Below are 25,425 nucleotides of genomic sequence, written 5' to 3' on the forward strand. Positions count from 1 at the left end.
AATACCCACATTGAGAGAATTAAAACCTGTACAGAACCATGGCGAAATTTTTCATTATTGAGCTGCTTTCATGGTAGAATATTGAGTGAAAAGGGGGAGACAAATGTATACGGTATTAGTCATATCGATCATTATCGTGATTGTGGTTCTGCTGCTGAGCGTCATTACTACTTCAAAGGCTTACCAATTCAAGCATACGGTAGACCCAATTGATCCGCTTCCTGACAGCGGCAAGGAACAAAAAGAGGCTAACGAGGAGCAAGAAGATAACCAAAACCGTTCATAAGCATACGCTATCATATAAACAGCCTCCGTACAGCCGGAGGTTTTCTTTTTAAAAGGACGGAAAAATACATGTGGAGAGGACATTAAGATGGATATATACTCCATGATGCTTACAGTATTTTTAGTATTAAATATTATCCTGGCTGTATTTGTTATCTTTCTTGAGCGAAGGGATGCAGGCGCCACATGGGCATGGCTCATGGTTTTATTCTTTCTTCCTCTTCTTGGTTTTTTCATGTACCTCTTCTTTGGACAGAATTTAACCCGAAGAAAGATGTTCCAATGGGAAGACCGCAAAAAAATTGGAATTGATGAACTGCTGAACAACCAAATCAGAGGAATTAAGGAAAAGGATTTCCATTTTCGCAATGAGATCATTGAGAAATACAAAGACCTTATATACATGCATCTTGTAAACAATGATGCAGTATTGACCCAGGATAACGAGGTCAGGATTTTTACAGATGGGAAAGATAAGTTCAATTCGCTTGTAGAGGATATAAAAAGGGCAACCGATCATATCCACCTGCAATATTATATCTTCAAGAGAGACAATCTTGGGAAAAGCTTAATCACTCTCTTAACGGAAAAAGCCAGGGAAGGTGTTAAAGTCAGGCTTCTCTATGATGAACTTGGCTCAAGGAGCCTGCATAAAAGGGCATTTAAAGAGCTGATTGCTGCAGGAGGAGAAATTGAGGCTTTTTTCCCTTCGCGCCTGCATTTTATCAATTTAAGAATTAATTACCGGAACCATCGAAAAATTGCCATCATTGACGGACGGATTGGCTATGTGGGCGGTTTCAATGTCGGGGATGAATATCTTGGGCTGAATCCAAGGTTCGGGTATTGGCGTGATACCCATCTAAGAATCAGAGGAAGTGCTGTCCATTCTCTGCAGACCCGCTTTATCCTGGACTGGAACCAGGCTTCCCACCGCCATGATATTTTCTATGCTCCGGAGTTTTTTCCGCTGTGCGAGTCTCAGGATAGTGTAGGGATGCAGATTGTTACCAGCGGTCCTGATTCTGAATGGGAACAAATTAAAAATGGTTATATTAAAATGATTTCATCTGCACGTAAGTCCATATATATCCAAACCCCATATTTTATTCCTGATGCAAGTCTTCTGGATGCTTTGAAAATAGCTGCATTGTCAGGTGTGGAAGTAAATATTATGATTCCGAATAAACCTGACCACATGTTTGTTTATTGGGCCACTTACTCCTATATTGGGGAAATGCTAAAGGTAAATGCAAATATCTATATATACGAAAATGGCTTCATACATGCAAAAACCCTGATTGTAGATGAAAAAGTTTCATCGGTAGGAACTGCGAATATAGACGTGAGAAGCTTCAGGCTCAATTTTGAGGTAAATGCTTTTATTTACGATCAGGATGTTTCAAAAGAACTGACTGAGGGCTTTAAGGAAGATGTCCAGCTTTCAACAAACCTGTCTGCAGGAGATTACAGAAATAGGTCCTTGAAAATAAAGTTGAAAGAATCCATTTCAAGACTGCTTTCGCCAATATTATAAAACGGGCTGAAAAAATCAGCCCGTTTTCTTTATCGCAGTCTAACGGGCAGTAAGCCCCCCACTTCAAGACTCAGAGGAATCAAAGGAGGATAAGTGGGGGTCAAACTGCCCGATCTAGCTGCGGCTCCTAGGGGCTCGAGGTCATAAGCCAATCAGCTGATGGGAAGAAAAGCACTCCCCACCATCTGCTCGTCTTATGCTTGTCACCCCAAGGCAAGTCGCCTCGCTTTATAATGTAATGGCCCGATTGGTGAGATACAGTGAAACTTGCCGACGCGCATGCAGAGGCTTAGTTGAAGCAATCGGGTTCGTAGTCGATTGATCGAAGCGCTAGCGTAGATCTTAGCGACAATAGAACGCGACTAACAATCAGTGGGGATAAGGAAAACCCCCACTGATTGAAGTTTCACTTTATGCAAAAACCTGTTTCAAGTCATCCTTTGAGTGCTGCAGCCAGAATCTCATAAGACGCTTTGCCCCTTCAAGATCATGAAGCTTTGCCTGACCGCATTGCTTCTCATTTGCCGCGGGGATTTCGGTAATTTCAACTGCATCTTCCATTGTAGCTTCCAGCAGATCAATTATTTCTTCAACTGACGGCTCACCGCTTACCACTAAATAATAGCCGGTCTGGCAGCCCATCGGGGAAATATCAATAATGTCGAAATGGTCATATTTCTCTGCATGAGTACGGATATTAAACGCTAGGAGATGCTCAAGTGTGTGTATGACATCCGGCTTCATCGCCTGTTTATTTGGCTGGCAGAACCGGATATCAAACTTGTTCACTAATCCGTCACTGCCCACCTTATGGACACCGCAGTGCCTCACGTAAGGCGCTTTTACAGCATTATGATCCAACTCGAAACTTTCTACTGAAGGCATATAAAACACTCCCCTAAAGTTTTCCTTTTACTATAACATAATATCCGACTAAATTAATCAAATTAATATGAAAATTATGACTTTTCCATGATAATATGTTATTTTAAAAGAAAATATGATTTAACCGGGAAAGGTAATGACATGCTAAAAAAAATTCTCATTTCAATATTTCGTTTTTATCAAATTGTGATTTCCCCGCTCAAGCCTCCTACATGCCGGTTTTATCCGACATGTTCCCATTATGGGCTGGAGTCAGTTAAGCGATTCGGCGCCTTCAAGGGCGGCTGGCTGACAATAAAACGGATCCTTAAATGCCATCCCCTTCATCCGGGCGGTGTCGACCTGGTTCCAGAGCAATGGCCCAAAAAGAAAAAGAATTAACCCTCGTATCCGTCCACTACAAGGTCAAGCTTGCCTGTGCCGGGATGAATAACAAGCCCATGCACAGGCACATCTGCCGGCATCAGCGGATGCTTTTTCACCATATGTACACTATGGGATACACTATCCTCTACATTTTCAAAACCTCTTAGCCAATCATCTGCAGCGATTCCTGAGTATGTCATCGTATCCAGTGCATCGTCAGTAATGCCTCTCTCCTTCATGCTGCTGACAACCGCATCAGCCTTCATTCCACTCATGCCGCAGTCATGATGGCCAATTACAAATACTTCTTTCGCCTGCAGCTGATAAACAGCTATTAATATGCTTCTCATAATACTTCCAAATGGGTGGGTTACTAAAGCTCCTGCGTTCTTAATGATTTTCACATCACCGTTCCTTACATTAAGCGCTTTTGGCAAAAGCTCTACTAAACGTGTGTCCATGCAAGTCAGAATAACCATTTTCTTATTAGGGAATTTCGTTGTTTCAAATTCTTCGTACTTTTTTTCTTCAACAAATTGCTGGTTATGGTTTAAGATCTCTTCTAAAAGTTTCAATTGTTCCACTCCCTGTCTTTTTGTGAATACTTTGATTGTAAGAGCTATTGCTCCCATACTTGACGAAAAAATGTCAATACTAATAAAGACCTTTCACTGGCCTCTACAATTATGATACATAAAGTAGAAGCTCCAAACAATTTTTTTCCTTGCTTTTTAGCTGGATATTTTGTAAGATTACTAAGGAAAATCGTAATGATTACGTATTAATACCATACTTATAAACATTATTTAAATTATGGTCCGTTCTTTAAATCGTAATAACTACGCTTTATAAAAGGAGGAGAAAAATGAAAAAGGCATTTTTGATATATATTCTGGGGCTAATCCTTGTTCTTTCTGGCTGTACAGGTGATAAGACAGAGGAAAACAGCAGCAAGACTATGGTTTATACAACGGTTTATCCTCTTCAATACTTTACTGAACAAATCGGAGGAGAAGCGATAAAAGTTGAAACCATTTACCCGCCCGGGTCGGATGAACACACTTTTGAACCATCTCAAAAAGATATGATGAAGCTGGCCGATTCAGATCTGTTTATTTTTATAGGACTGGGTCTTGAGGGTTTTGTGGAGAAGGCAAAAGAAACACTGAAAAATGAGAATGTAAAAATGGTGGCGGCTGGAGAAAACTTAGAGTTTGTCCACTCAGATGTAAATCATGATCCCGCGCATGAAGAAGAAAATGCAGATGATCATGAAGCTGGTGCTGAAGACGGGCATGATCATGATCACGGGGATATTGACCCGCATGTTTGGCTGGATCCTTTATACTCCAAAGAATTGGCTGAATCTATAAAAGATGCTTTAGTGGAACAGATGCCTGATCAGAAAAAGCAGTTTGAACAAAATTATATGGAGCTTGCCCAGGAGCTTGATAATCTTCACAATGATTTTGAGCAGACAGTTCAAAGTGCAAAGCATAAGGAATTCATCGTTTCACACTCAGCATATGGTTATTGGGAAGAACGTTATGATCTGGATCAAATCAGTGTATCCGGTTTAAATTCTTCCAGTGAGCCTACTCAGAAAGAGCTGCAGAAGATCATTGCGGAAGCAAAAGAACATGACTTAAAATATGTATTTTTTGAACAGAATGTCAGCTCAAAACTGACTGAAATTCTGCAAAAAGAAATTGGCGCAACCCCTTTACAACTTCATAATTTATCCGTTTTAACGGAAAAAGATCTTAAAGAGAACCAAACGTATTTTACTCTTATGCAAGACAATCTGTCGGCCCTTGAAAAAGCTTTAAATGAATAATAATCACATTTCACCTCCCGCCTTGGGAGGTTTTTTCATCTAAAAAGCTTTGGCCATAACATTCCTGCAAATGCCATGACTGTTTCGCCAGCCATTGCAGAAAATATAAAAGACCACGCGATTTCGGCCTGGTCATATTTTTTCTGCTTAGGAGGAATAATCGATGGCAAAAGATGTTTTATGTGAAGTAAACAACTGCACTTTCTGGAAAGATGGAAACCTATGCAGCGCAGACCAGATATACGTAGTCAGCCATACTGGCAAAACGGCAGACGACACTAAAGAAACAGACTGCAAAACGTTCGAACCGCATTAATGGTGACAGGCACCGCCCGAATTTTGTCGAATTCCGGCAATGCCATTTATGCATCTTACTGCAAAAGCGGTGCATAGGCTGCACCGCTTTTTTTTATATAAATAAGTTTATTATTTTATTTATCGGGAATGTATAGAATAACAATAACCTATAGGAGTGATACATATGTTATCAACCGTTATTTTGCTTGGAGCTGCTTTTGCCGCTGCTGCTGGATTAAGCTCCTTTGCCATTAAAGAAGATTCATTTATTAAAGATGAAATTACTCATTAATTGATAATATATGGCGCTGCGGATGCGCCTTATTTTTTTGCAATCAAACGAAAACCGCCGTTCTGCCGGAATAGAACTGCGGTTTTTTTCTATAGGACAAAACTTTCCTTTGAGATTGTAACTTCACTCAGTCTTTTCTCATTAATCTCAAAACCAATTCCCGGTTTATCGGGAACCTTAATCATTCCGTTCTTTACGGTGACTTCAGGAAGAATAATATCTTCTTCCCAATACCTTTCTGACGCTGAAATATCACCGGGAATGGCAAAGCCCTCCAGAGAAGCCAGCGCAATATTATGGGCACGGGAGATTCCAAACTCGAGCATACCTCCACACCAGACTGCAATCCCTTTATCCAGGCAATAATCATGGATTTTCTTTGCTGCTCCTAAACCTCCAACCCTGCCAATCTTAATATTGATAACTTTACAGCTTTCAAGCTCGACAGCTCTTCTGGCATCATTAAAGGTAACAATACTTTCATCCAGGCAGATCGGTGTTTGCAATTCCTTCTGAAGCTTTGCATGATCAACAATATCATCATGTTCAAGCGGCTGTTCAATCATCATAAGCCCGAAGTCATCAAGCCTTTTTAACTGGTCTATATCCTCCAATGAGTAACCTGAATTAGCATCAGCCATTATTGGCAGATCGGGATAATAGCGGCGGATTTCCGAGATCAATTCATAATCATTTTCGGGGCTGATCTTTATTTTGACTCTTTGATATCCGCTTTCCAGATAGCTTTCAATTTGCCTTCTTACTTCTTCCTTTGTTTTGGCGCCAACAACCACGCCGGATAAAATTTGTTCCCTCTTACCGCCTATAAATTTAGAAAGAGAGCTATTTTCTTTTTTGGCAGCCAGATCCCATAAAGCCGTTTCCAGTGCTGCCTTCGCCATTTGATTCCTTCTGAGGGCATCAAAATCACGGCTTGCATCTGAAGGATGTTTAATATCCGATTTCCGCATGATGGGGATAAGAAACTCCTTAAGCACATAATAGCTCGTCTCAACCGTTTCCTCTGTATACCAGGGGGAAGAAAAAGCTACACCTTCCCCATATCCCTTCCGTCCTTCCGTATCCATTACTTCAACTATGATTCCCTCTCTGTCCTTGACAGTTCCTAAATGAGTGGAAAATGGCGTTTTTAGGGGCATCGCAATTCTATACAAAGTAATAGTTTTTATATCCATGCTATTTCCCGCTTTCCCCGAGAAGTTCCCGGAGCTTCCTTCTTACTATCTTCTTAGAAGCATTCCTGGGAATTTCATTAATCATGATGATCTTTTTAGGCACTTTATACTTTGCCAGCCTCTTTAAGCAGTACTCTGTCAATTCTTTTTTATCCAGGCTTTCGTCCCCTGCAATAAAGGCGACAGGCACTTCACCCCAAACATTATCCTTCATGCCAATCACCCCTGCATCCGATATTTTGGGGTGTGAAGCAAGAACGCCCTCAATTTCAGCAGGATAAATATTTTCCCCGCCTGAAATGATTAAGTCTGAACGCCGATCAAGTACATATAAAAATCCTTCTTGATCGACATAGCCTATATCTCCGGTTGAGAGCCAGCCATCCTTTATTTTGTTCGCAGTTTCTTCTTCACGGTTTAAATACCCTTTCGTCACATTCGGGCCTTTCACAAGAATCTCACCTGCTTCTTCAGGATCCGCAATCCCCCCATTCTGATTAACAATTTTCAGCTGGGAAGGAAATAAAGGCTTACCGGCTGAACCTAATTTGCTGAAACTGTATTCCGGAGCCAGAGTAACAATCTGTGACGAAGTTTCCGTCATTCCGTAAGTCTGGTAAACAGGAATACCCTTCTCCCTGCAAACTTCCAGAAGAGATTTCGCTGCTGGACCTCCCCCTAATAACATACATCTGAAATAGTCCGGCAGCCGCTCATTTTTTAGTTCATCTGCAATCCGAGTGAGCATCGTACTCACAACAGACATGATGGTCACTTTTTCTCCGGAAATGGCTTTGATGACTTTTTTCTCATGGAAAGATTCAAAAAGAACCATTTTCATGCCGTAGATGATGCTTCGCATTAAAATGGAATAGCCGCTAATATGAAAAATCGGAACAGCACACAGCCAGCTGTCGTTTTCATTCAGCCCTAAGTTCAATGCAGACCCCACTGCACTCCACCAATGATTACCGTAGGTTTGCAGAACGCCTTTCGGATTCCCTGTTGTACCGGATGTATACATGACAGTACAAACCTCATTAAGACTTATTTCCTCTATTAATGACGGCTCGGCAGGATCTTTCCTGAAGAGCTCTTCTTTATGTATTGCCGAAATTCCCCGTAAAGAGTTTACAACCTTTTGGCTAATTCCATCAAAGGAACTCTCTGTTAAAAGGAAAGCGGACTTCGAATCATCCAGTTGCCAAATTAATTCCTCGGCAGTCAGCCTGTTATTTAAAATAACGGCCTTCACATCGATTAGCTGCAGAGCCAAAAGGATAAAAACACTGTCTTCATGATTTCTCAGGAGCACCCCTGCAAACTGGCCTCTAGTTAATCCAGCTGCCTGTAATTGCCCTGCTATCGTGTATGAACGATCATACACTTCTGAAAATGTATAGGTTCTTTCCAGAAAAGAAAGGGCTGGGCGTTCGGGTGTTAAAAATGCCCGCTTGTGAAGGAAACTTGGCACTATTTGCGCTTCCATCATAAACACCTCAATTCATGCGATATTTTTATATAAAAACAGCCTGATGGACTGGCCATCAAGCTGAAAAATAATATACCCCTAAAATCAAGGGAAACGCGGGAATTGGCCAAAGTCCGGCTTGCGCTTTTCTTTAAATGCGTCACGGCCTTCTTTCGCTTCATCCGTTGTATAGTATAGAAGAGTTGCATCACCGGCGAATTGCTGTATTCCAGCAAGTCCATCTGTATCGGCATTAAAGGCAGCCTTCAAGAAACGGATAGCAGTCGGGCTCTTCTCCAAAATTTCTTCACACCACTTAATTGTTTCTTCTTCCACTTTCTCAAGCGGCACAACTGTATTAACAAGACCCATATCCAGAGCTTCCTGAGCTCCGTACTGGCGGCACAGATACCAAATTTCGCGTGCTTTCTTATGGCCAACGATTCTTGCAAGATATCCTGAACCGTAACCTGCATCGAAGCTTCCGACTTTAGGTCCTGTTTGTCCAAATACAGCGTTATCAGCTGCAATCGTTAAGTCACATACGATATGAAGGACATGTCCTCCGCCAATTGCATAGCCTTTTACCATCGCAATAACCGGCTTAGGAATGACACGGATTAAGCGCTGAAGATCCAGAACATTTAAACGAGGGATCTGGTCATCCCCTACATATCCGCCATGTCCTCTGACAGATTGGTCTCCGCCTGAACAAAATGCTTTATCTCCTGCACCTGTGAGAACAATTACACCTACACTTTCATCATCACGTGCGTATGCAAATGCATCAATTAATTCCATTACCGTTCTTGGAGTAAAGGCGTTGTGGACTTGCGGTCTATTGATGGTGATTTTCGCAATTCCATTGTATGTTTCATACATAATCTCTTCGTACTTTTTTCCTGCAACCCATTCTACAGCTGACATACATGAATCCTCCTCAATATGTATTCTATTAAAAAGCGCGATATTTGCCGCACAGCTTTGCGCCAGCACAGGACATCATTCTTCAATCTTTACTGAGTTTGTATTAATCTCCCCTGATTGCGACAAAAACCCACTTACTATTGTACCAAATAATTCAGGTTTCTCCACATGAATTGCATGTCCTGCATTTTCAACGGACTTCCACTGAACATTTGGCAGAGCTTTCGACATCTCTTCTGCAATTCTGCAAAATTTTTGATCCAATTCTCCTGTTAATAGAAGGACTGGCATTTTCAGATTACCGAGCTTCTCCCACCAGGATGGCTGTGAACCGGTGCCCATGCCATTCAAACTGTTTGCCAGACCACCAATAGAATTGGCCTTACGCTCGTTTCTTATTCGTGTCCGGATTTGATCAGGAAGATTTCTTTGGCTTTGAAATAAGGGGATATTCTCCCAATAATCGATAAAATTCACAATGCCTTCCTTCCTGATTCTGTCAGCCAGCCTGGCATCCTGCACTCTTCTTTCATGCCTTTCTTCTTCTGTCCTAAGCCCTGGGGAAGCACTTTCCAAAATCAGCGTGCGGACTTTTTCAGGATATTTAACTGCAAAAGTCAGCGCAAGCCGTCCCCCCATGGAATATCCAAGAACATCAATTTTCCCGATTCCCATCTCTTCTAAGAGACTGTTTATCACAGCGGCACACTCTTCTATTTGATAATGGGCAATATCAGATGGTGCTCCAGACTTCCCATGGCCGATGATATCCAAAGCTATTGTCTTCGAGTGACCTTCCCAGAATGGAGTGAACTCTTTCCACCCCTCACTATTTCCCGTGAAGCCATGAAGAAGCAGGAGCGGAAATCCCTTACCCCACGTATCGACATGATAGTGAACCCCATTCATGACATATTTCATCGGCATTCACCCTTCCAGCAATCGACTTATTTCCCGGGAAACAGAATTCCACAATTCTCGATGCTCAGTTAAATTCCTGTCCCGATTTGTCGTAATTTCCATTACCTTCAAGCCGGGTATGTCCATATTCCGTTTGAAGGCGGAAATAAAATGTTCCCAATCCGATATCAAATCATATTGCCCGCCAAACATCTTAATGGCATGGCTGAAATCAAGATCCAGCGGTGTTCCGAACAGTTTTTCAAAGTTATTGGGGTAATTCGCCTGAGGCAGGAATGAAAAGATTCCTCCTCCATTATTATTAATCAGCAATATATTGATATCAATTCCATACTGCTTAGAGGCTATTAAACCGTTTAAATCATGAAAGAAAGTTAAATCACCGAGCACAAGATAGAGCGGCTGGGATGCCATTCCGGCACCCAGAGCTGTTGAAACGGTGCCATCAATGCCATTTGCTCCCCTATTGGCCATTACTTTAATGCCTTTTTGATTAAAATGGAAGAAAGTATCCAGATCCCGTATAGGCATACTGTTTCCTACAAATAAGGTGGAGTCTTCCGGAAGCATTTCTGCCAGCTGGAAAAACAATTTACCCTCGCTCAATTCATCTGCTTCATTAATATCAGCAAGCCTTACTCTTGTAAGATCATTGATTTTTTTCCACAGTGCAATGAATTCATCATTCTCTGAAGCGTTAAAATATGACATGACGGATTCGCAGAACAGCAGCTCATCGCAATGAATCATTTCGGTCGAGAGCAATGAAGGATCACGCCATCCGCCGCCTCCATCAACAATTATCTGCCGGGCAGTACTGTTTTCTTTCATGAAAATGGACAATGGCTTTGATACAGGCATAGCACCGAAGCGAATAATGAGATCCGGCTTAAGCGCTTTTTTTGCATCGTCATTTTTCAAAAAGGTATCATATGCATCCATAATGAAACTGCCATCGTGCAGTCCGCTTCTCAACTGTGATAATGGATCGGCAATGATCGGAAAGTTCAGCTTTTCCGCCAGTTTAATAACGGCAGCCGGGAAGCCGGATTTTTCTAAATGACCGCAGATTATAATCCCTTTTTGTGCGGAGTTTAAAACCTGTGCCATTTCTTTGTACTCTTCATGAGGCAAACTAAGTTTGCCACCCTGAATATTTACATACCCTTCCGTTCGTTCACTAAGCTCAAATAAATCAGCACGATCCAGCTGCGGAACTAGCGGCTCACGGAAAGGGAAATTAAGATGTACAGGTCCAGCCGGCGAACTCTTGGCGGCAGAAGCAGCTCTGGCACATACTGTTCGTGCATAACGAAGCATTTCTGCTGAATTCTCGGGAGGAGCCATCTCAACAAACCACTTTACATTTTTACCATATAAGTGAATCTGATCGATTGCCTGTGGAGCGCCTACATCCCTTAGTTCATGAGGCCGGTCCGCCGTAAGCACGATTAGCGGCACTCTGGAATACCGTGCTTCCACAATGGCGGGGTAGTAATTGGCTGCTGCTGTTCCGGATGTACACAGTAAAGCTGCCGGTTTTTGGGATGCTTTAGCAATGCCCAACGCAAAAAAGGCAGCCGAACGCTCGTCTACATGAATATGTACACGAAGCTCCGGATGCTCTGCCATTACCATTGCCATTGGGGTAGAACGGGAGCCGGGACTGACCACGACATCCTCTACCCCGCTTTTTACTAATTCAGCCACAAATGCGGCTATATATGAAGTTAAAGCTTCCTGATGATTCACTTCTCATAACCCCCAAGAGCCGTAAGCATAGGCCGGAATTTAATTTTTGTTTCCTGGTATTCGCTTTCGGCATTTGAATCCTGTACCACTCCGCAGCCTGCAAATAAGGATGCCTCATTCCCCTGAATTAGACCGGATCTTATCGCAACAGCATATTCGCCATTTCCTCTAAAATCCATCCATCCTAATGGAGCAGCATAAAAGCCGCGATCCAGTTCTTCTGCTTCTCTGATTTTTTCTACAGCTTCTCTTTTAGGCAGGCCTCCAAGCGCAGGAGTCGGGTGAAGACGGTCAACTAAAGCAAGCAGTGAAGCATCTTCCCTGGTCTTTCCTATTACAGGGGTATATAGGTGCTGAATATCCCGCATCTTCATCAGCTGCGGCTCATTCGGCAGTTCAACTTCTGTGCAGGATTCTTCCATAGCTTCCTTTATCATATCCACCACATATTGATGTTCAGTCAAGTTCTTTTGATCATGCAGTAATGTTTCTCCAAGGATATGATCATCTTCTTCCGTTTTGCCTCTGGGGATGGAACCTGCCAGACAAGTTGTAAACACGTTTTCCCCGTATTTTTTTATAAGGCGTTCAGGAGAGGCTCCAATAAAGCAGTCACCGTTCGATTCAAACGCAAAGATAAAGCTTTCACTCTGCATTTTCATCAAATTCTGAAGAACTCTTTCAATCTCAATCGGCTTTTCATAAATGAGTCTGGATTCCCTCGCAAGCACAACCTTTTTTAATACGGATCCTGAGTTTAGTTCGTTAACAATTTCATCCACTGTCTCCATCCATTTTTCGGGATTGATATCTGCTTCTTCCTGAAGAGTGTTTGCACTCTCAGGATGATAATCATTAATTGAACCTATTAGGATGCTTCTTTCAGCGGCTATCTTTTCAAAAAGTGATTCACTATCATGCTGTGTACAGACAACATTTGTTGTCAAAAAAGCTTGTCCATTGATTTCACTGTACATATAAGCCGGCACATGAAAAAGGGAATTGGAATACTTCGACCAAAGCTTTGTTTTTTGCTTCAGCGGGTCAAAAGAAAAACCGCCAAACATCACGGGCCCGGTTGCATTTTCATTATAAGAGTTAAAAATGATACTGTTATTAATAAAACGCTTCCATTCCTTTTCAACCCGATTAAATCTGTCTGTACTTTCGTCTGACTGGATTTGCCTGCAGATGCCAAGCCCGATTATATAAGCTTCACCGGAAGGATCCTTCCAGAAAAAGCGTTCACCAAAAAAACGGCTCTTTCCTGCCGCATAAAAAGAAAGGGGGTCTATATGATTTATTTTTTTCACTTCACTCACTAAAACAGGCTTTGATAAGGCTTTGGCCCTCTCAATCGCATCCTGGATCCCTTCTTTTAGTTCCGTATCTTGTATCGTAACCAAAAAAATCCCTCCAATAACAGCTTAATTTGCCGTTATCCTACTTTAAACTCATTCTAAGATACACCTGTGATTCAAGGAATGTCAATGATGTCAATCCAGCCATTCCTTTTTGTATCCTTTATATTATAGCTTACTTTCGGCATCTATAATATCAATTAACTCAGGTTCACTGTAAATAACTGTTACGTTACAGCATTCATGGCAAATACCGGTGCATTTTACGGCAATAATACGTTGACACTCTTGCCGTATTTACCTAAACTTAAGGTGTTTGGTATAGTTGGCGTATAGGGGTTTACTTTGACAATACCCTGATAATCAGTTAAAATAAACAAGTTTGAATGATGCAATGATTGACCACTACAGAATAGATAAATAAGGGGAGAGTTATCATGCAACCACAAGCACAGACCAATTTTCCGCCTGCTTCGAGCTCAAAGAACTGGAGAGTCTGGTGGCAGCTGACCAGGCCGCACACTTTGACCGCTGCTTTTGTTCCGGTTTTACTTGGAACAGCTCTTGCAATGGAACTTACCGAAATAAATTTCAGCCTGTTTTTTGCCATGCTGGCAGCAAGTCTGCTGATTCAGGCTGCTACCAATATGTTTAACGAATATTATGATTTCAAAAGAGGGCTTGATACGGAAGACTCTGTTGGAATCGGCGGAGCGATTGTCCGTGAAGGAATCAAACCAAAAACGGTCCTGAATTTGGCCTTTGGGCTTTACGGAGTTTCGATATTGCTTGGTTTCTATATTTGCATGAACACAAGCTGGTGGATTGCAGTAATCGGACTTGCCTCCATGGCAGTAGGATATTTATATACAGGCGGTCCTCTTCCGATTGCCTACACACCATTTGGTGAATTATTCGCAGGTTTTTTCATGGGTATGCTAATCATTCTTATTTCTTTCTATATCCAGGCAGGAACCGTAACCGCAACAAGTGTTTTAGTTTCATTCCCAATATTGATTCTTGTTGGCGCCATTCTGCTGGCCAATAATATCAGAGACCTGGATGGAGACAAGGAATTCGGCCGTAAAACATTGGCTATTCTTTTAGGAAAAAATGGAGCGATTAACCTGCTTGCCGGTATGTTCATCGTGTCTTATGCATGGGTCTTCATATTAATCGCCATGAACATCATAACACCATGGCTTGCTATCGTTGTCCTTAGTGCGCCTAAGGCCATTAAAGCAACGAAGGGCTTCATCGGCAAAACACTTCCGATGCAAATGATGCCTGCGATGAAAGCAACTGCACAGACAAATACAATCTTTGGCTTCCTTTTATCAGTAGGCCTGTTTCTCGGATATCTACTATAATCATCTATTAAACCTCTGCTTCTATGGCAGGGGTTTTTTGCTTGGAAAAAATCAGCAGAAATCGTCATCCTGGTTTCATCCCATTTTTAACGGGTATTTTTTACGTAAGGAAGATGCAGGCCGTAAAATTACTTCTTCCGTTATGATTTTGCAAACTACGTCCATACTAAACCCATATGGACTAAGATTTGATATCCGGCGGAGCAAAACTGTCAGAGCTCGGCTTTATTATAAGCTTGACTATCAGATCAACAGGCTTTTATAAAAATCATCAAAACTAAGGATGTGACATAATATGTTGACCAATGAACAGATCAGCACTTTAAAAAAGGAATTGAATGATGAAAAGGAATCACTGGAGTCCCAGCTGCAGGGTAATAAAGAAGGAAGTCTGGAAGGTGCAAGTGCCAGAGATGCAGTAGGAGAGCTATCACTGTATGATAACCATCCGGCAGATATGGGTTCTGAACTTTATGAACGTGAAAAGGATTTTGCTTTAGAAGAGCATCATGACTCCGAACTCAATAAAGTGAATGCTGCACTAAAGGCAATAGAAAATGGTTCATACGGCAAATGCAAAGAGTGCGGTTCTGATATTCCATACGAGCGGCTGGAAGTGATTCCGGCAACCCTTTACTGTAAGGATCATAGTCCGGAACAAAACGTGCCGGGAGACCGTCCTGTTGAAGAAGATGTGCTTGAACCTGCTCACGGAAATACCTTCCAGCATCATCAATTCAGGGAAGTAGTAGATAATGAAGACAGCTTTCAGGAAGTTGCCCGGTTTGGCACTTCTGAGACACCCTCTGATTTAAGGGGCGACTATGAAGATTATAATTCCCTTTATAATGAAGGCCATGACGACGAAGGCTTTACAGAAGATTATGAGACATTTGTCGGTAATGATCTTGAAGGCAAGGAGAGAAAAATCTATCCTTCCAAGAAACAGGAAGAGTATGAAGCGATGCTGGATGAAAATGATATCGAAGCACCTTTCGGTGATGTGCCGTATCATGAGACTGACGGCTATGTGGATGAAGATAAGAAAGATAAGGATTAAAATAAAAGCGATGCAGCTGCATCGCTTTTTTATGTCAAATGGCAAAATAAGATACCCTTATTTATAGTTTGGATTCGATATCCTGGATAATCTCATCAATAGTATCGGAAACATCGTTTGTGCGGCGGGCAATGGAGATGCTGAATTCCAGCAGTTCTTTATAATTTTTCACCGGAATAGAATCACTTGTTTTCTCGAATTCATTTAGTTGCAGTCCAATATTTTGAAGATGCAGCAAAACTTCTTCCATAGATCCTCTCTCGATTTGGTACACTTAACAGCTACCCCCTTTATATCTAATGATTTCATTATCAGGGTTTTTAAACCTTTTTTGTAGTGGAAATTATTGTTAATATTTTTCCTTTGCAGAGTAAAACTTCGCCACAAAGGAAATATTAGTTTTAGAATAAATTGCTGGGAGGTTCATTATGTCCGCACAAATGAAAGCAGCATGCTTTTCAGAATATGACAAACTTGAACAAGTGGTGTTATGTGAACCAAAGTACATGACGATAGTAGATACCATTAATGAAACGCAGAAGCATTATGAAAAAGAGGGTATTAACATCGACGTGGCGATGAAACAGCACAGGCACTTTGTCAGCGCATTAAAAGATCAGGGTGTCGAAGTCGTATTACTGCCCCCGCTTGAAAAATACCCAGAGCAGGTTTTTACCCGTGATATCGGATTCACGCTTGGAGAAAAGGTGTATGTTGCAGAAATGGCAGCTGATATCCGGCAGGGAGAGGAAAATATTCTGAAACAATGGCTGGAAGTAAATCAGGTTCCTTTTTACAATCTTACCGGTGATCGTATAGAAGGTGGCGATGTTCTCATCGATGGCCAGACTATATACGCAGGAGTCAGCAGCCGGACCCACGAGGAAGCGATTGAACATCTTCGCAGCCTTATGCCTGATTATGAAGTCATATCCGTCCCCTTCACTGATACATATCTTCACCTTGATTGTGTATTTAATGTCATTTCACCAGAGGAAGCTCTTATTTTTCCAGGAGAGATTCATGGGGAAAAAGTAAAAATGCTGGAATCGCGCTATGATTTAATTAAAGTCTCCGAAGAGGAGCAATTCACACTTGGAACGAACGTCCTCTCAATTGGCAATAAAAAAATCTTCAGTCTTCCCATTAATAAGAATGTCAATAAAGAGCTCAGGTCCAGGGGCTATGAAGTCATTGAGGTAGACATTACTGAAATTATTAAATCCGGAGGTGCCTTCCGCTGCTGTACCATGCCGGTTAAGCGCAGTCAACATTAATCACCAAAAACAGCCTCTTCTCACAAGAAGGGCTGTTTTTCTTACTACTTATTCATCATCTCAACGCCAGCGGGCTTGATTTTCCATATTTCGCGTGCATATTCGCTGATTGTGCGGTCGCTTGAAAAATAGCCTGAACCGGCAATGTTCAATAAGCTCATTTTCAGCCAATGATTCCGATCCTCATATGCCTTTCCGGCTTCTTTCTGGATATTGACATACGAAGCAAAATCCCGCAATACAAAGTACTGGTCATTTTCCATCAGCAATGAATCAAAAATGGGCTCGAACTCATCATCTGCATCCGGGAAAAATCCATTCACAAGCTGGTCGGTGACCTGGCGGATTCGCTTATCATGATGGTAATACTCCCTGGAATTATATCCGCCATTCTGGTAATAGCTGAGCACCTCATCTGCCGTCAGGCCAAAGATGAAAATATTGTTATCTCCTGCTTTTTCTTTTATCTCAATATTGGCTCCATCCAGTGTACCAACTGTCAAAGCTCCATTCATCATGAATTTCATATTCCCTGTACCTGATGCTTCCTTGCTTGCTGTAGAAATCTGCTCGCTGATATCTGCAGCGGGGAAAATTTCCTCCGCCAGAGAAACCCGGTAATTTTCAAGAAAGATAACCTTTAGAACATCTCTTGTCTGCGGATCGCTGTTTACCTTTTCAGCAACGGTATTAATTAATTTGATGATTTTCTTTGCATAGTAATAGCCAGGGGAAGCTTTTGCTCCAAAAATAAAAGTCCGCGGATGCATGCGGAAATTGGAATCTTCCTTCAGCCTGTTATATAAATGCATAACATGAAGAATATTTAGCAGCTGGCGTTTATAAGCATGCAGACGCTTAACCTGAATGTCAAAAATCGAAGACGTATCAATCTTAATGCCCTGCTGCTCCTGAATGCGCTTTACCAATCTTTCCTTGTTCAATTGCTTAATCTGATGCAGCTGCCCAAGGAAAACTCTATCATTCTTAAAATCTGCCAGCTCGCGGAGCTTTTCCGGTTCCCGAACCCAGCCTGCCCCAATGCTCTCATTTATAAGACCAGACAAAAGCGGATTGGATTTCAAAAGCCATCTTCTGTGTGTAATCCCATTGGTTTTATTATGAAATTTCTCAGGAAAAATTTCATAAAACTGATTCATTTCCCGCTTCTTTAAGATTTCTGTATGAAGGGCGGCAACACCATTTACGCTGGAGCTGCCAACAAGGGCAAGATGTGCCATCTTAACCTGGTCATGTGCGATAATTGCCATATCCTCAATCCGCTTCCAGTCACCCGGATATCTGTCCCAAAGATTGCGGCAAAAGCGTTCATTGATTTCATTCACTATCATAAAAATCCGCGGCAGCAAAGGCTGGAAAATGCGGACAGGCCATTTCTCCAATGCCTCTGAAAGAGTTGTATGATTCGTATAGGCAATCGTCCGGACCGTAATATCCCAGGCTTCCTCCCAGCCCATTCCCTCTTCATCCAGCAGGATTCTCATAAGTTCAGGAATGGCAAGAACAGGATGTGTATCATTAATATGAATGCTCACATATTCATGGAAATCTCTTAAACTGGTATGCTGCTTTCGATAGGAACGGACAATGGAACGGATACTGGCCGAAACAAGAAAGTATTGCTGCTTCAGCCTCAGGATCTTCCCCTCATCATGGGTATCATCAGGATATAGAAACTCGGAAACAGATTCGGTTTCCCGCTTATATTTTAAAATATCATGATTTACAGGATAAGGAGACGGTTCAGCATTCCAAAGCCTGAGAGTGTTAATCGTATCTGTTTGATAGCCGGCGACAGGCATATCGTAGGGAACAGCCGAAATAGTTTCCGCATTTACATGGCGGAACACAAGCCTTCCGTTGTCCTCTGCCGTTTCGACTTTGCCCCAAAAAGGAACTTCAATGGCCAGATCGGCTTTTCGGACTTCCCATACATGGCCGTTCCGCAGCCACTGCTCCGGAAGCTCCACCTGATAGCCATCCACAATTTTCTGCTCAAATAGGCCATGCTTATAGCGAATTCCACAGCCATGGCCGGGAAGGTTTAAGGATGCCAGCGAGTCCATAAAGCAGGCAGCCAGACGTCCCAGTCCCCCGTTTCCAAGCCCTGCATCTGCTTCGATTTCTTCAAGGCGGTTGAGGTCAATGCCCAGATCTGCCAGGCCTTCTTTTACAACCTGCTCAATCCCCAGGTTTATCAGATTATGATGAAGCAGGCGGCCCAATAAAAACTCGATGGATAAGTAATATACCTGCTTTTCACGGTCGATGCGGTATCGTTCATTTGTATTAATCCACTCTGTGCTCACATGTTCCCTGATCATATTTCCGAGAGTGAAGTAATGATCTCTTTCTGTGCTTTCGCCAAAGCTTTTTCCACAGGTCATCTCCAGTTTCTTCAGGAATTCCTCTTTGAACTCATCGCGATCAGAAAACATGGCTTTCACTCCTTGAAACAAGGCCTGCATATAGCTGATTGTATTTGAAAGCAGATTGTGCCCAGCTGTTATCCATACCCATCGCATTTTTCATAATCTGCTCCCATAATTTGCTGTCACTGTAAAAGCTTATTGCTCTTCGAATGGTGTACAGCATGTCATGGGCATTAAAGTGGCTGAAGGAAAAACCGTTTCCTTCTCCTGTGTATTCATTGTAAGAATGGACGGTATCATTTAAACCGCCTGTTTCCCTGACGATGGGAATGGAGCCATATCTCATCGCAATCATCTGCCCTAACCCGCAGGGCTCAAATTGTGAAGGCATTAAGAATAAATCGGACCCTGCATAGAATTCATGTGCAAGCCCTTCATCAAACCCAATATAAGCTTTGCATTTATCCGGGTAGCCCGCTTCCATCTCCCTGAAAAATTGCTCAAACTCAGGGTCTCCAGTCCCTAGAATCAGGACTTGAACATCACCCTGCATAAGCTCATGGAACACACATTTTACAAGGTCCAGGCCCTTTTGCTTTGTCAGTCTCGTAACCATGGCTATCAAAGGAACCTTTTCCTTCACCGGCAAGCCGAATTTTTTCTGAAGATGAACTTTATTCTCTTTTTTAATCTGCAGCTTTTCAGCGGCATAGTTCTCTTTTATATATGGATCCTTTTCAGGATTATAAAATTCATCATCAATCCCATTTAAGATTCCTTCCAGGTCACAAGCTCTGCGTTTCAGCAAATCATGCAGCTTCTCACCGTAATACTCCGTTTGAATTTCATCTTTATACGTAGGACTGACTGTGGTAATTTTATCAGCAGCGACAAGTCCGCCCTTCATGAAATTGATGTTTCCGAAGAATTCAAGCTTATCCGGATGGAAATGGCTATTGTCAAGCCCTAATAGATCCCCTAAAGCAGTCCCTGGCATAATCCCCTGAAATTGAAGGTTATGAATGGTGAAGACTGTCCGAATGAATTCATACCCCTTTTTCGCACGATACTCAACCCTGAGGAGAAAAGGAATCATCCCGGTATGCCAATCATGGCTGTGAATAACATCTGGACAGTAATCTATATGCTGAAGAGCATCCAGCACGGCCCGGTTAAAATAGGCAAACCTCTCTCCATCATCAAAATAGCCGTATAATTTTTCACGGTTAAAGTAATATTCATTATCCACAAAATAGAATATGATTCCCTGGTGCTCAAGTTCTTCAATTCCGCAATACTGGTTTCTCCAGCCTACCTGAACTGTAAACTCGCACTTTTTTGACATTTTCTTTTTAAAATCATCTGATATGGAACCATACTTGGGAAGAATCACCCGTACGTCAGTCCCCTGTTTGGCAAGCTCTTTCGGAAGAGAACCGGCTACGTCTGCAAGACCTCCGGATTTGACGAATGGAACACATTCAGAAACAGCAAACAATACTTTCACGAGTTCATCAGCGCTCCTTGTACGGTACCCTTGCGAATTACCAGAGGCATTTCACTTCTTCCCTCAATTCTGGCACCGGATTCTACCTTAACATCTTTATCTAAAATAACAGAGTCTAAAACACAGTTCTCTCCAATTTGGGTTTTTTGCATGATTATACAATTTTTCACGACTGAGCCCTTGCCAATTTTGACCCCGCGGGAGATAATGCTGTTCTCGACTGTTCCTTCAATCATGCAGCCATTTGCAATCATTGAATTCTTTGCGCTCGCACCTTTTACATATCGGGTTGGCGGTTCATCTTTTACTTTTGTATAAATGGGCTGGCTGCGCAGAAAAATATTTTTCCATGCCTCCGGTTCCAATAGCCCCATGCTGGCAGCAAAGTAATTTTCAATGGAATCAATCATAACAGCCAAGCCGGTATATTCATAATTGCATATCGTGTACGAATGGTGGATATCTGTAACAACATCACTCATGCACGTGTATCCTGTTTCGTTTCTATTTTCTATTAAACTAATAAGCATCGAGGTTTTTACAAGGTACATTTCCAGGGACCGTCCATCCTGGCGAACAACTGTAATATCACACCCCGTCATAATATGTCTATCCAGAACAGGCCTGAAATCCATATTAAAAACGGTGAAACAGTTTGAGATCAAGGCATACTCCTGCTTGCTGCGATAAAAATAATCCAAATTGGCAGCAAAGTGATTGAAAGATCCGATCCCTTTACTTGGACTATCCAGCAAAGGAGACGGAAAAAAGAATAGCCCATCCCTTTTTCTGTTTAGGTCCCAGTTTTTGCCTGAACCAAGGTGATCCATTAAAGAGCGATATTGATACTTCGGAAATATGGCCACACTCTCAATATCCGAGTTGACCATATTGGAGAGAACAAAATCGATCAGCCTATAGCGGCCTGCAAACGGAACAGCTGCGAGCGACCTGTGTACTGTCAATTCCTCTAAATCCTCATGGTAGGTTGTTGCATCTATTACACCAAGCATTCTCTTCTTCATGACATTCCCTCCCGTTTTATTGGCCAGGAGCCGTTTAGGCATCCAGCTGTAAATTAAGAACAAATACCCTGTATCATTTCCTGTGTTATCAGAATAATTTCGTCATCTTCTTCGGAAGCACTAATCACAACGCCATCAGGTATGTTCATTCCGCTTGGCACAATCGCCTTTTCAATATAAACATTTTCGCCAATCACAGCATCAGGCATAATGACCGATTCACGGATCACCGTATTCTTCCCAACCTGAACCCCTTGAAAAAGCACTGACTTTTCCACTTCGCCCTCAACCGTACAGCCTTCATTTATCAAAGACTCTGCAACTTCCGCCTGAGTTGAAATATACTGTGGAGGGTGATTCGGATTCACCGAATAAATCCGCCAATCATGATCAAAAAGATTCAGCTCGCATTCATCATCCAGTAAATCCATATTTGCTTCCCACAGGCTTTTAACTGTACCAACGTCCTTCCAGTAGCCATTAAACGGGTACGCGAACAGCTTTTTATTTTCATCAAGCATTAATGGAATGATATCCTTCCCAAAGTCATGGCTAGATTCCGGGTTGCGGTCATCCATTTCCAGATATTCCCTTAAAACAGACCAATTAAAAATATATATTCCCATGGAAGCTAGATTATTTTTGGGATATGCTGGTTTTTCCTCAAATTCTGCGACCCGCATCTCACCATCCGTGTTCATGATGCCAAATCTGCTTGCCTCCGGCCAAGGCACTTCAATTACTGAAATAGTGGCATCCGCGCCTTTTTCAATGTGATATTTAAGCATCAGCTCATAATTCATTTTATAAATATGATCACCGGATAAGATCAGGACATATTCTGGATCATATTGCTTTAGATAATTGAGGTTCTGATAAATGGCACTGGCTGTTCCTGTATACCATTTGACTTCCGATGATTCGCTGTAAGGGGGCAGCACTGTCACACCGCCGTTCTTTCTATCAAGATCCCATGCGCTTCCTATGCCGATATACGAATTCAGAACCAGCGGCTGGTATTGTGTCAAAACACCGACTGTATCAATTCCGGAATTGGTGCAATTGCTCAATGTAAAATCAATGATCCTATACTTTCCACCAAAAGGAACTGCAGGTTTCGCCAGGCTTTTTGTCAGAGAACTAAGCCTGCTCCCTTTCCCTCCTGCTAATAGCATTGCGACGCACTTTTTCTTTCCCATTTTCCTTCCTCTCCTTCCGATGTTTTACAGGGCGTAATATTGAAATGCCAAATGGCGGAATAGACATTTCCAAACTGAACGGCTTGCCATGAAACTCTTTTTCCTCACTCTTAATGACCCTCTTGTTTATGCAATCTGATCCTCCAAAGCTATCATTGTCACTGTTAAGTATTTCCCGGTAAGATCCCATATCTGGTACGCCTATACGATATTTTGGATATATAGCCGGTGTAAAATTGCAGACAATCACGAGATAATCATCCTCTTTGGAGCCTTTCCTGATAAAAGAAAAGATGGATTGGTGCGAATTATGACAATCAATCCATTCAAAGCCATCCTGAAGGTGATCAAGTTCAAAAAGAGGCTTGGAACGTTTATAAACCTTTATTAATTCTTTCACATAATCATTTGCTTTTTTATGCATCTCGTAATCAAGCAGATGCCAATCAAGCTGATCTTTGTCTTTCCATTCGGAAAACTGCCCTAGTTCACTCCCCATGAAAAGAAGCTTCTTGCCTGGATGGGCAATCATATAGCCTAAAAGGAGCCTGTATTGGGCAAACTTTTGCCAATAATCGCCCGGCATTTTATCCAGCAGCGATTTTTTTCCATGGACAACTTCATCATGTGAAAAAGGCAGTATGAAGTTCTCTGTAAAAGCATATAAAAGTGAAAATGTCATTTTCCCATGGACACCAGATCGCCTCTCGGGCTCTGTTTCCATATATGTAAGGACGTCATTCATCCAGCCCATATTCCACTTATAATGAAAACCCAGCCCCCCATAATGAACTGGTGCAGTCACTTGCGGCCAGTCTGTTGAATCCTCTGCCATCATGAGAAAGGAAGAATCATATTGTGAAACCACTTTATTGAGATTTTGCAGAAAACCGGTACCAAACGGATTTTCTGTTTTCCCATCCCGGTTCGGCCAATAAATAATATTAGCAACTGCATCAACCCTGAAGCCGTCAATATGGTATTTCTCCATCCAAAAAACAGCGTTGGAAATAAGAAAACTCTGCACTTCATTTTTGCCGAGATCAAAATTGGCGGTTCCCCATACCCGGTTCTCTCTGTCACCTTCTGTTTCATACTCATACAAATACGAACCATCAAACTGATAAAGGCCATGGGCATCTTTGCAGAAGTGCCCCGGCACCCAGTCCAGAATCACCCCAACACCATGCTGGTGGCATTGATCAACAAAATACATAAAATCATGAGGACTGCCATAACGGCTGGTAACCGAGTAATAACCTGTTCCCTGATAGCCCCAGGAAGCGTCGAGCGGATGCTCAATTAGAGGAAGCAATTCTATATGAGTAAACCCATGCTCCACCACATAAGGTATTAATTCCCCTGCAAGCTCCCGGTACGTATAGGGACTGCCCGATTCTTTTTGCTTCCACGAACCAAGATGGACCTCATAAATGACCGCAGGCTCTGTAAAAATAGGCTTCTTTTCTTTTTTTTGCATCCATTTGCTGTCATTCCACTGATATCCATCCAGCGAATATACTTTAGAAGCTGTATTCGGCCTTACTTCTGAAAAAAAACTATAAGGATCAGCCTTTAAAAGCATATCTCCTCTCTTTGTAGTAATTTCATACTTATACAAGGCACCTTCCATGTTTCCATCCAGCTGAATAATCCAGACACCTTCCTTATTCACTCTATGTAAGGTATAGCCTTCTCCATTCCAATCATTGAAATCACCGACTAATCTGATAATTTCAGCATTCGGTGCCCATACACAAAAACGGGTAATCACTGCTCCTCCGTTTGAAACTACATGTGCACCAAATAACTGGTGACTCTCATAAAGCGTCCCTTCATGGAACAAATGCAGCTGATAATCGGTTGGAAACAAAGTATCCACTACCATCCTTCTCCCCACCCAGTCTCGATTCTTTTGACTTTCCTGTTATATTCGCTGCATCTGGGAAAAGTCCTTGTAAAAGTTTTTTTAATTTTATGACAACAACGTTCATATTCCGCTAATATCCGATAGCATTTTGCCCATTTTAACAGCCTTCGACATAATCTCCGGTAAACTTAGACAAAATAAAACAAAGTATGCAAGCAAAAAATGAAAGGAGAATAATATTTTGAGCAATAAAGAAGAAGAGTTTTTATTGAATGAGGCTTCCAAAAAGGAAATAAGAATTCCGCTATTTGAAGCACCAGATGGAAAGATTATGGCCACTGGTGATATGTTTAGGGGCCCTTATACGGGAATATCTTCTGAAATCGATTTGAATAATCCAGGCAATAAATTAAGCAGGGAAGAAGAGAAATTTGATTAAATAGGAGCGGACGGAACGCAAAAGTGATCTGCAAAAAGACAACAAAAAAGCTGCCAACAAATTGTTGACAGCTTTTTTGTATGACCCCTACGGGATTCGAACCCGTGTTACCGCCGTGAAAGGGCGGTGTCTTAACCGCTTGACCAAGGGGCCAATAT

23 protein-coding genes and 1 tRNA gene are annotated in these 25,425 nt (G+C 42.0%); 9 read left to right on the forward strand and 15 right to left on the reverse strand.

Features of this window, described 5'->3' with window-relative positions:
- The first annotated feature begins 103 nt into the window (after positions 1–103).
- The gene (gene ytzI, locus ACTHRG_RS21880) at positions 104–286 is read left to right on the forward strand and encodes a YtzI protein (protein ID WP_048007839.1); all 183 of its coding nucleotides are present in this window, start codon (positions 104–106) and stop codon (positions 284–286) included.
- A gap of 87 nt (positions 287–373) precedes the next feature.
- Entirely contained in the window at positions 374–1,822 is a 1,449-nt protein-coding gene (cls, locus tag ACTHRG_RS21885) for a cardiolipin synthase (RefSeq protein WP_440232005.1), read from the forward strand.
- Between the two features lie 411 nt (positions 1,823–2,233).
- On the opposite strand, the gene ACTHRG_RS21890 is transcribed toward cls, so the two are convergent.
- Positions 2,234–2,707, reverse strand: a complete 474-nt coding sequence (locus ACTHRG_RS21890) for an S-ribosylhomocysteine lyase (protein WP_440232007.1) — start codon at positions 2,705–2,707, stop codon at positions 2,234–2,236.
- A gap of 141 nt (positions 2,708–2,848) precedes the next feature.
- Here ACTHRG_RS21890 and yidD point away from each other — a divergent pair, with 141 nt between their 5' ends.
- Complete coding sequence (gene yidD / locus ACTHRG_RS21895; RefSeq protein ID WP_048011104.1) at positions 2,849–3,088, forward strand: membrane protein insertion efficiency factor YidD; 240 nt, start codon at positions 2,849–2,851, stop codon at positions 3,086–3,088.
- Here yidD and ACTHRG_RS21900 read toward each other — a convergent pair.
- The gene (locus ACTHRG_RS21900) at positions 3,085–3,648 is read right to left on the reverse strand and encodes a beta-class carbonic anhydrase (protein WP_076263309.1); all 564 of its coding nucleotides are present in this window, start codon (positions 3,646–3,648) and stop codon (positions 3,085–3,087) included. The two genes, yidD and ACTHRG_RS21900, sit on opposite strands and share 4 nt — an antisense overlap.
- 290 nt (positions 3,649–3,938) lie before the next feature.
- On the opposite strand from ACTHRG_RS21900, the gene ACTHRG_RS21905 reads away from it, so the two are divergent.
- Entirely contained in the window at positions 3,939–4,910 is a 972-nt protein-coding gene (locus ACTHRG_RS21905; RefSeq protein ID WP_440232010.1) for a metal ABC transporter substrate-binding protein, read from the forward strand.
- 163 nt (positions 4,911–5,073) lie between these two features.
- Positions 5,074–5,226 carry a DUF1540 domain-containing protein gene (locus ACTHRG_RS21910; protein WP_076263303.1) on the forward strand — a complete coding sequence of 51 codons (153 nt, stop codon included), beginning with the start codon at positions 5,074–5,076 and terminating at the stop codon, positions 5,224–5,226.
- Between the two features lie 362 nt (positions 5,227–5,588).
- Here ACTHRG_RS21910 and menC read toward each other — a convergent pair whose 3' ends face one another.
- The 6 genes from menC to ACTHRG_RS21940 form a co-directional block, all read right to left on the reverse strand.
- Positions 5,589–6,695 carry an o-succinylbenzoate synthase gene (gene menC, locus ACTHRG_RS21915; RefSeq protein ID WP_440232013.1) on the reverse strand — a complete coding sequence of 369 codons (1,107 nt, stop codon included), beginning with the start codon at positions 6,693–6,695 and terminating at the stop codon, positions 5,589–5,591.
- Position 6,696: 1 nt separating this feature from the next.
- Positions 6,697–8,184 (reverse strand): o-succinylbenzoate--CoA ligase, encoded by a 1,488-nt coding sequence (locus ACTHRG_RS21920; RefSeq protein WP_440232040.1) that lies wholly within the window; start codon positions 8,182–8,184, stop codon positions 6,697–6,699.
- Positions 8,185–8,271: 87 nt separating this feature from the next.
- Positions 8,272–9,093 (reverse strand): 1,4-dihydroxy-2-naphthoyl-CoA synthase, encoded by an 822-nt coding sequence (gene menB, locus ACTHRG_RS21925; protein WP_440232015.1) that lies wholly within the window; start codon positions 9,091–9,093, stop codon positions 8,272–8,274.
- 75 nt (positions 9,094–9,168) lie between these two features.
- A complete protein-coding gene (gene menH, locus ACTHRG_RS21930) occupies positions 9,169–10,014 on the reverse strand; it encodes a 2-succinyl-6-hydroxy-2,4-cyclohexadiene-1-carboxylate synthase (protein ID WP_440232017.1) in 846 nt (281 codons plus the stop codon).
- A gap of 6 nt (positions 10,015–10,020) precedes the next feature.
- Positions 10,021–11,766: a 2-succinyl-5-enolpyruvyl-6-hydroxy-3-cyclohexene-1-carboxylic-acid synthase gene (gene menD, locus ACTHRG_RS21935; protein ID WP_440232019.1), complete on the reverse strand. Its 1,746-nt coding sequence runs from the start codon at positions 11,764–11,766 to the stop codon at positions 10,021–10,023.
- Complete coding sequence (locus ACTHRG_RS21940; RefSeq protein ID WP_440232022.1) at positions 11,763–13,172, reverse strand: isochorismate synthase; 1,410 nt, start codon at positions 13,170–13,172, stop codon at positions 11,763–11,765. The genes menD and ACTHRG_RS21940 overlap by 4 nt, the downstream gene beginning before the upstream one ends.
- A gap of 392 nt (positions 13,173–13,564) precedes the next feature.
- Here ACTHRG_RS21940 and ACTHRG_RS21945 point away from each other — a divergent pair, with 392 nt between their 5' ends.
- Positions 13,565–14,497, forward strand: a complete 933-nt coding sequence (locus tag ACTHRG_RS21945; protein WP_440232024.1) for a 1,4-dihydroxy-2-naphthoate polyprenyltransferase — start codon at positions 13,565–13,567, stop codon at positions 14,495–14,497.
- A 295-nt stretch (positions 14,498–14,792) separates the two neighbouring features.
- On the forward strand, positions 14,793–15,557 hold the full coding sequence (locus ACTHRG_RS21950) for a TraR/DksA C4-type zinc finger protein (protein WP_440232026.1): 765 nt from the start codon (positions 14,793–14,795) through the stop codon (positions 15,555–15,557).
- 61 nt (positions 15,558–15,618) lie between these two features.
- Here the strand turns inward: ACTHRG_RS21950 and ACTHRG_RS21955 are convergent, their stop codons facing one another.
- Positions 15,619–15,831 carry a hypothetical protein gene (locus ACTHRG_RS21955; RefSeq protein ID WP_048011093.1) on the reverse strand — a complete coding sequence of 71 codons (213 nt, stop codon included), beginning with the start codon at positions 15,829–15,831 and terminating at the stop codon, positions 15,619–15,621.
- Between the two features lie 154 nt (positions 15,832–15,985).
- On the opposite strand from ACTHRG_RS21955, the gene ACTHRG_RS21960 reads away from it, so the two are divergent.
- Positions 15,986–16,834, forward strand: a complete 849-nt coding sequence (locus tag ACTHRG_RS21960) for a dimethylarginine dimethylaminohydrolase family protein (RefSeq protein ID WP_076263287.1) — start codon at positions 15,986–15,988, stop codon at positions 16,832–16,834.
- A 44-nt stretch (positions 16,835–16,878) separates the two neighbouring features.
- Here ACTHRG_RS21960 and ACTHRG_RS21965 read toward each other — a convergent pair whose 3' ends face one another.
- From ACTHRG_RS21965 to glgB, 5 genes are read right to left on the reverse strand one after another with little or no spacing between them, the layout of a single operon-like run.
- Positions 16,879–19,293, reverse strand: a complete 2,415-nt coding sequence (locus ACTHRG_RS21965; protein WP_440232029.1) for a glycogen/starch/alpha-glucan phosphorylase — start codon at positions 19,291–19,293, stop codon at positions 16,879–16,881.
- Positions 19,283–20,734, reverse strand: coding sequence for a glycogen synthase GlgA (gene glgA, locus ACTHRG_RS21970; protein WP_440232031.1), 1,452 nt, complete (start codon positions 20,732–20,734; stop codon positions 19,283–19,285). The genes ACTHRG_RS21965 and glgA overlap by 11 nt, the downstream gene beginning before the upstream one ends.
- Positions 20,731–21,759 carry a sugar phosphate nucleotidyltransferase gene (locus ACTHRG_RS21975; RefSeq protein ID WP_440232033.1) on the reverse strand — a complete coding sequence of 343 codons (1,029 nt, stop codon included), beginning with the start codon at positions 21,757–21,759 and terminating at the stop codon, positions 20,731–20,733. Before ACTHRG_RS21975 ends, glgA begins: the two co-directional genes overlap by 4 nt.
- 53 nt (positions 21,760–21,812) lie before the next feature.
- The gene (locus ACTHRG_RS21980; protein ID WP_440232036.1) at positions 21,813–22,958 is read right to left on the reverse strand and encodes a glucose-1-phosphate adenylyltransferase; all 1,146 of its coding nucleotides are present in this window, start codon (positions 22,956–22,958) and stop codon (positions 21,813–21,815) included.
- Positions 22,900–24,846 (reverse strand): 1,4-alpha-glucan branching enzyme, encoded by a 1,947-nt coding sequence (glgB, locus tag ACTHRG_RS21985; RefSeq protein ID WP_440232038.1) that lies wholly within the window; start codon positions 24,844–24,846, stop codon positions 22,900–22,902. The genes ACTHRG_RS21980 and glgB overlap by 59 nt, the downstream gene beginning before the upstream one ends.
- Before the next feature lie 223 nt (positions 24,847–25,069).
- On the opposite strand from glgB, the gene ACTHRG_RS21990 reads away from it, so the two are divergent.
- The gene (locus ACTHRG_RS21990; RefSeq protein ID WP_440232039.1) at positions 25,070–25,267 is read left to right on the forward strand and encodes a hypothetical protein; all 198 of its coding nucleotides are present in this window, start codon (positions 25,070–25,072) and stop codon (positions 25,265–25,267) included.
- 81 nt (positions 25,268–25,348) lie between these two features.
- Here the strand turns inward: ACTHRG_RS21990 and ACTHRG_RS21995 are convergent.
- A tRNA-Glu gene (locus ACTHRG_RS21995) sits at positions 25,349–25,420 on the reverse strand.
- Positions 25,421–25,425: the final 5 nt, after the last annotated feature.

Source organism: Cytobacillus sp. SAFR-174 (assembly GCF_051964675.1).
GTDB lineage: Bacteria > Bacillota > Bacilli > Bacillales > Cytobacillaceae > Cytobacillus.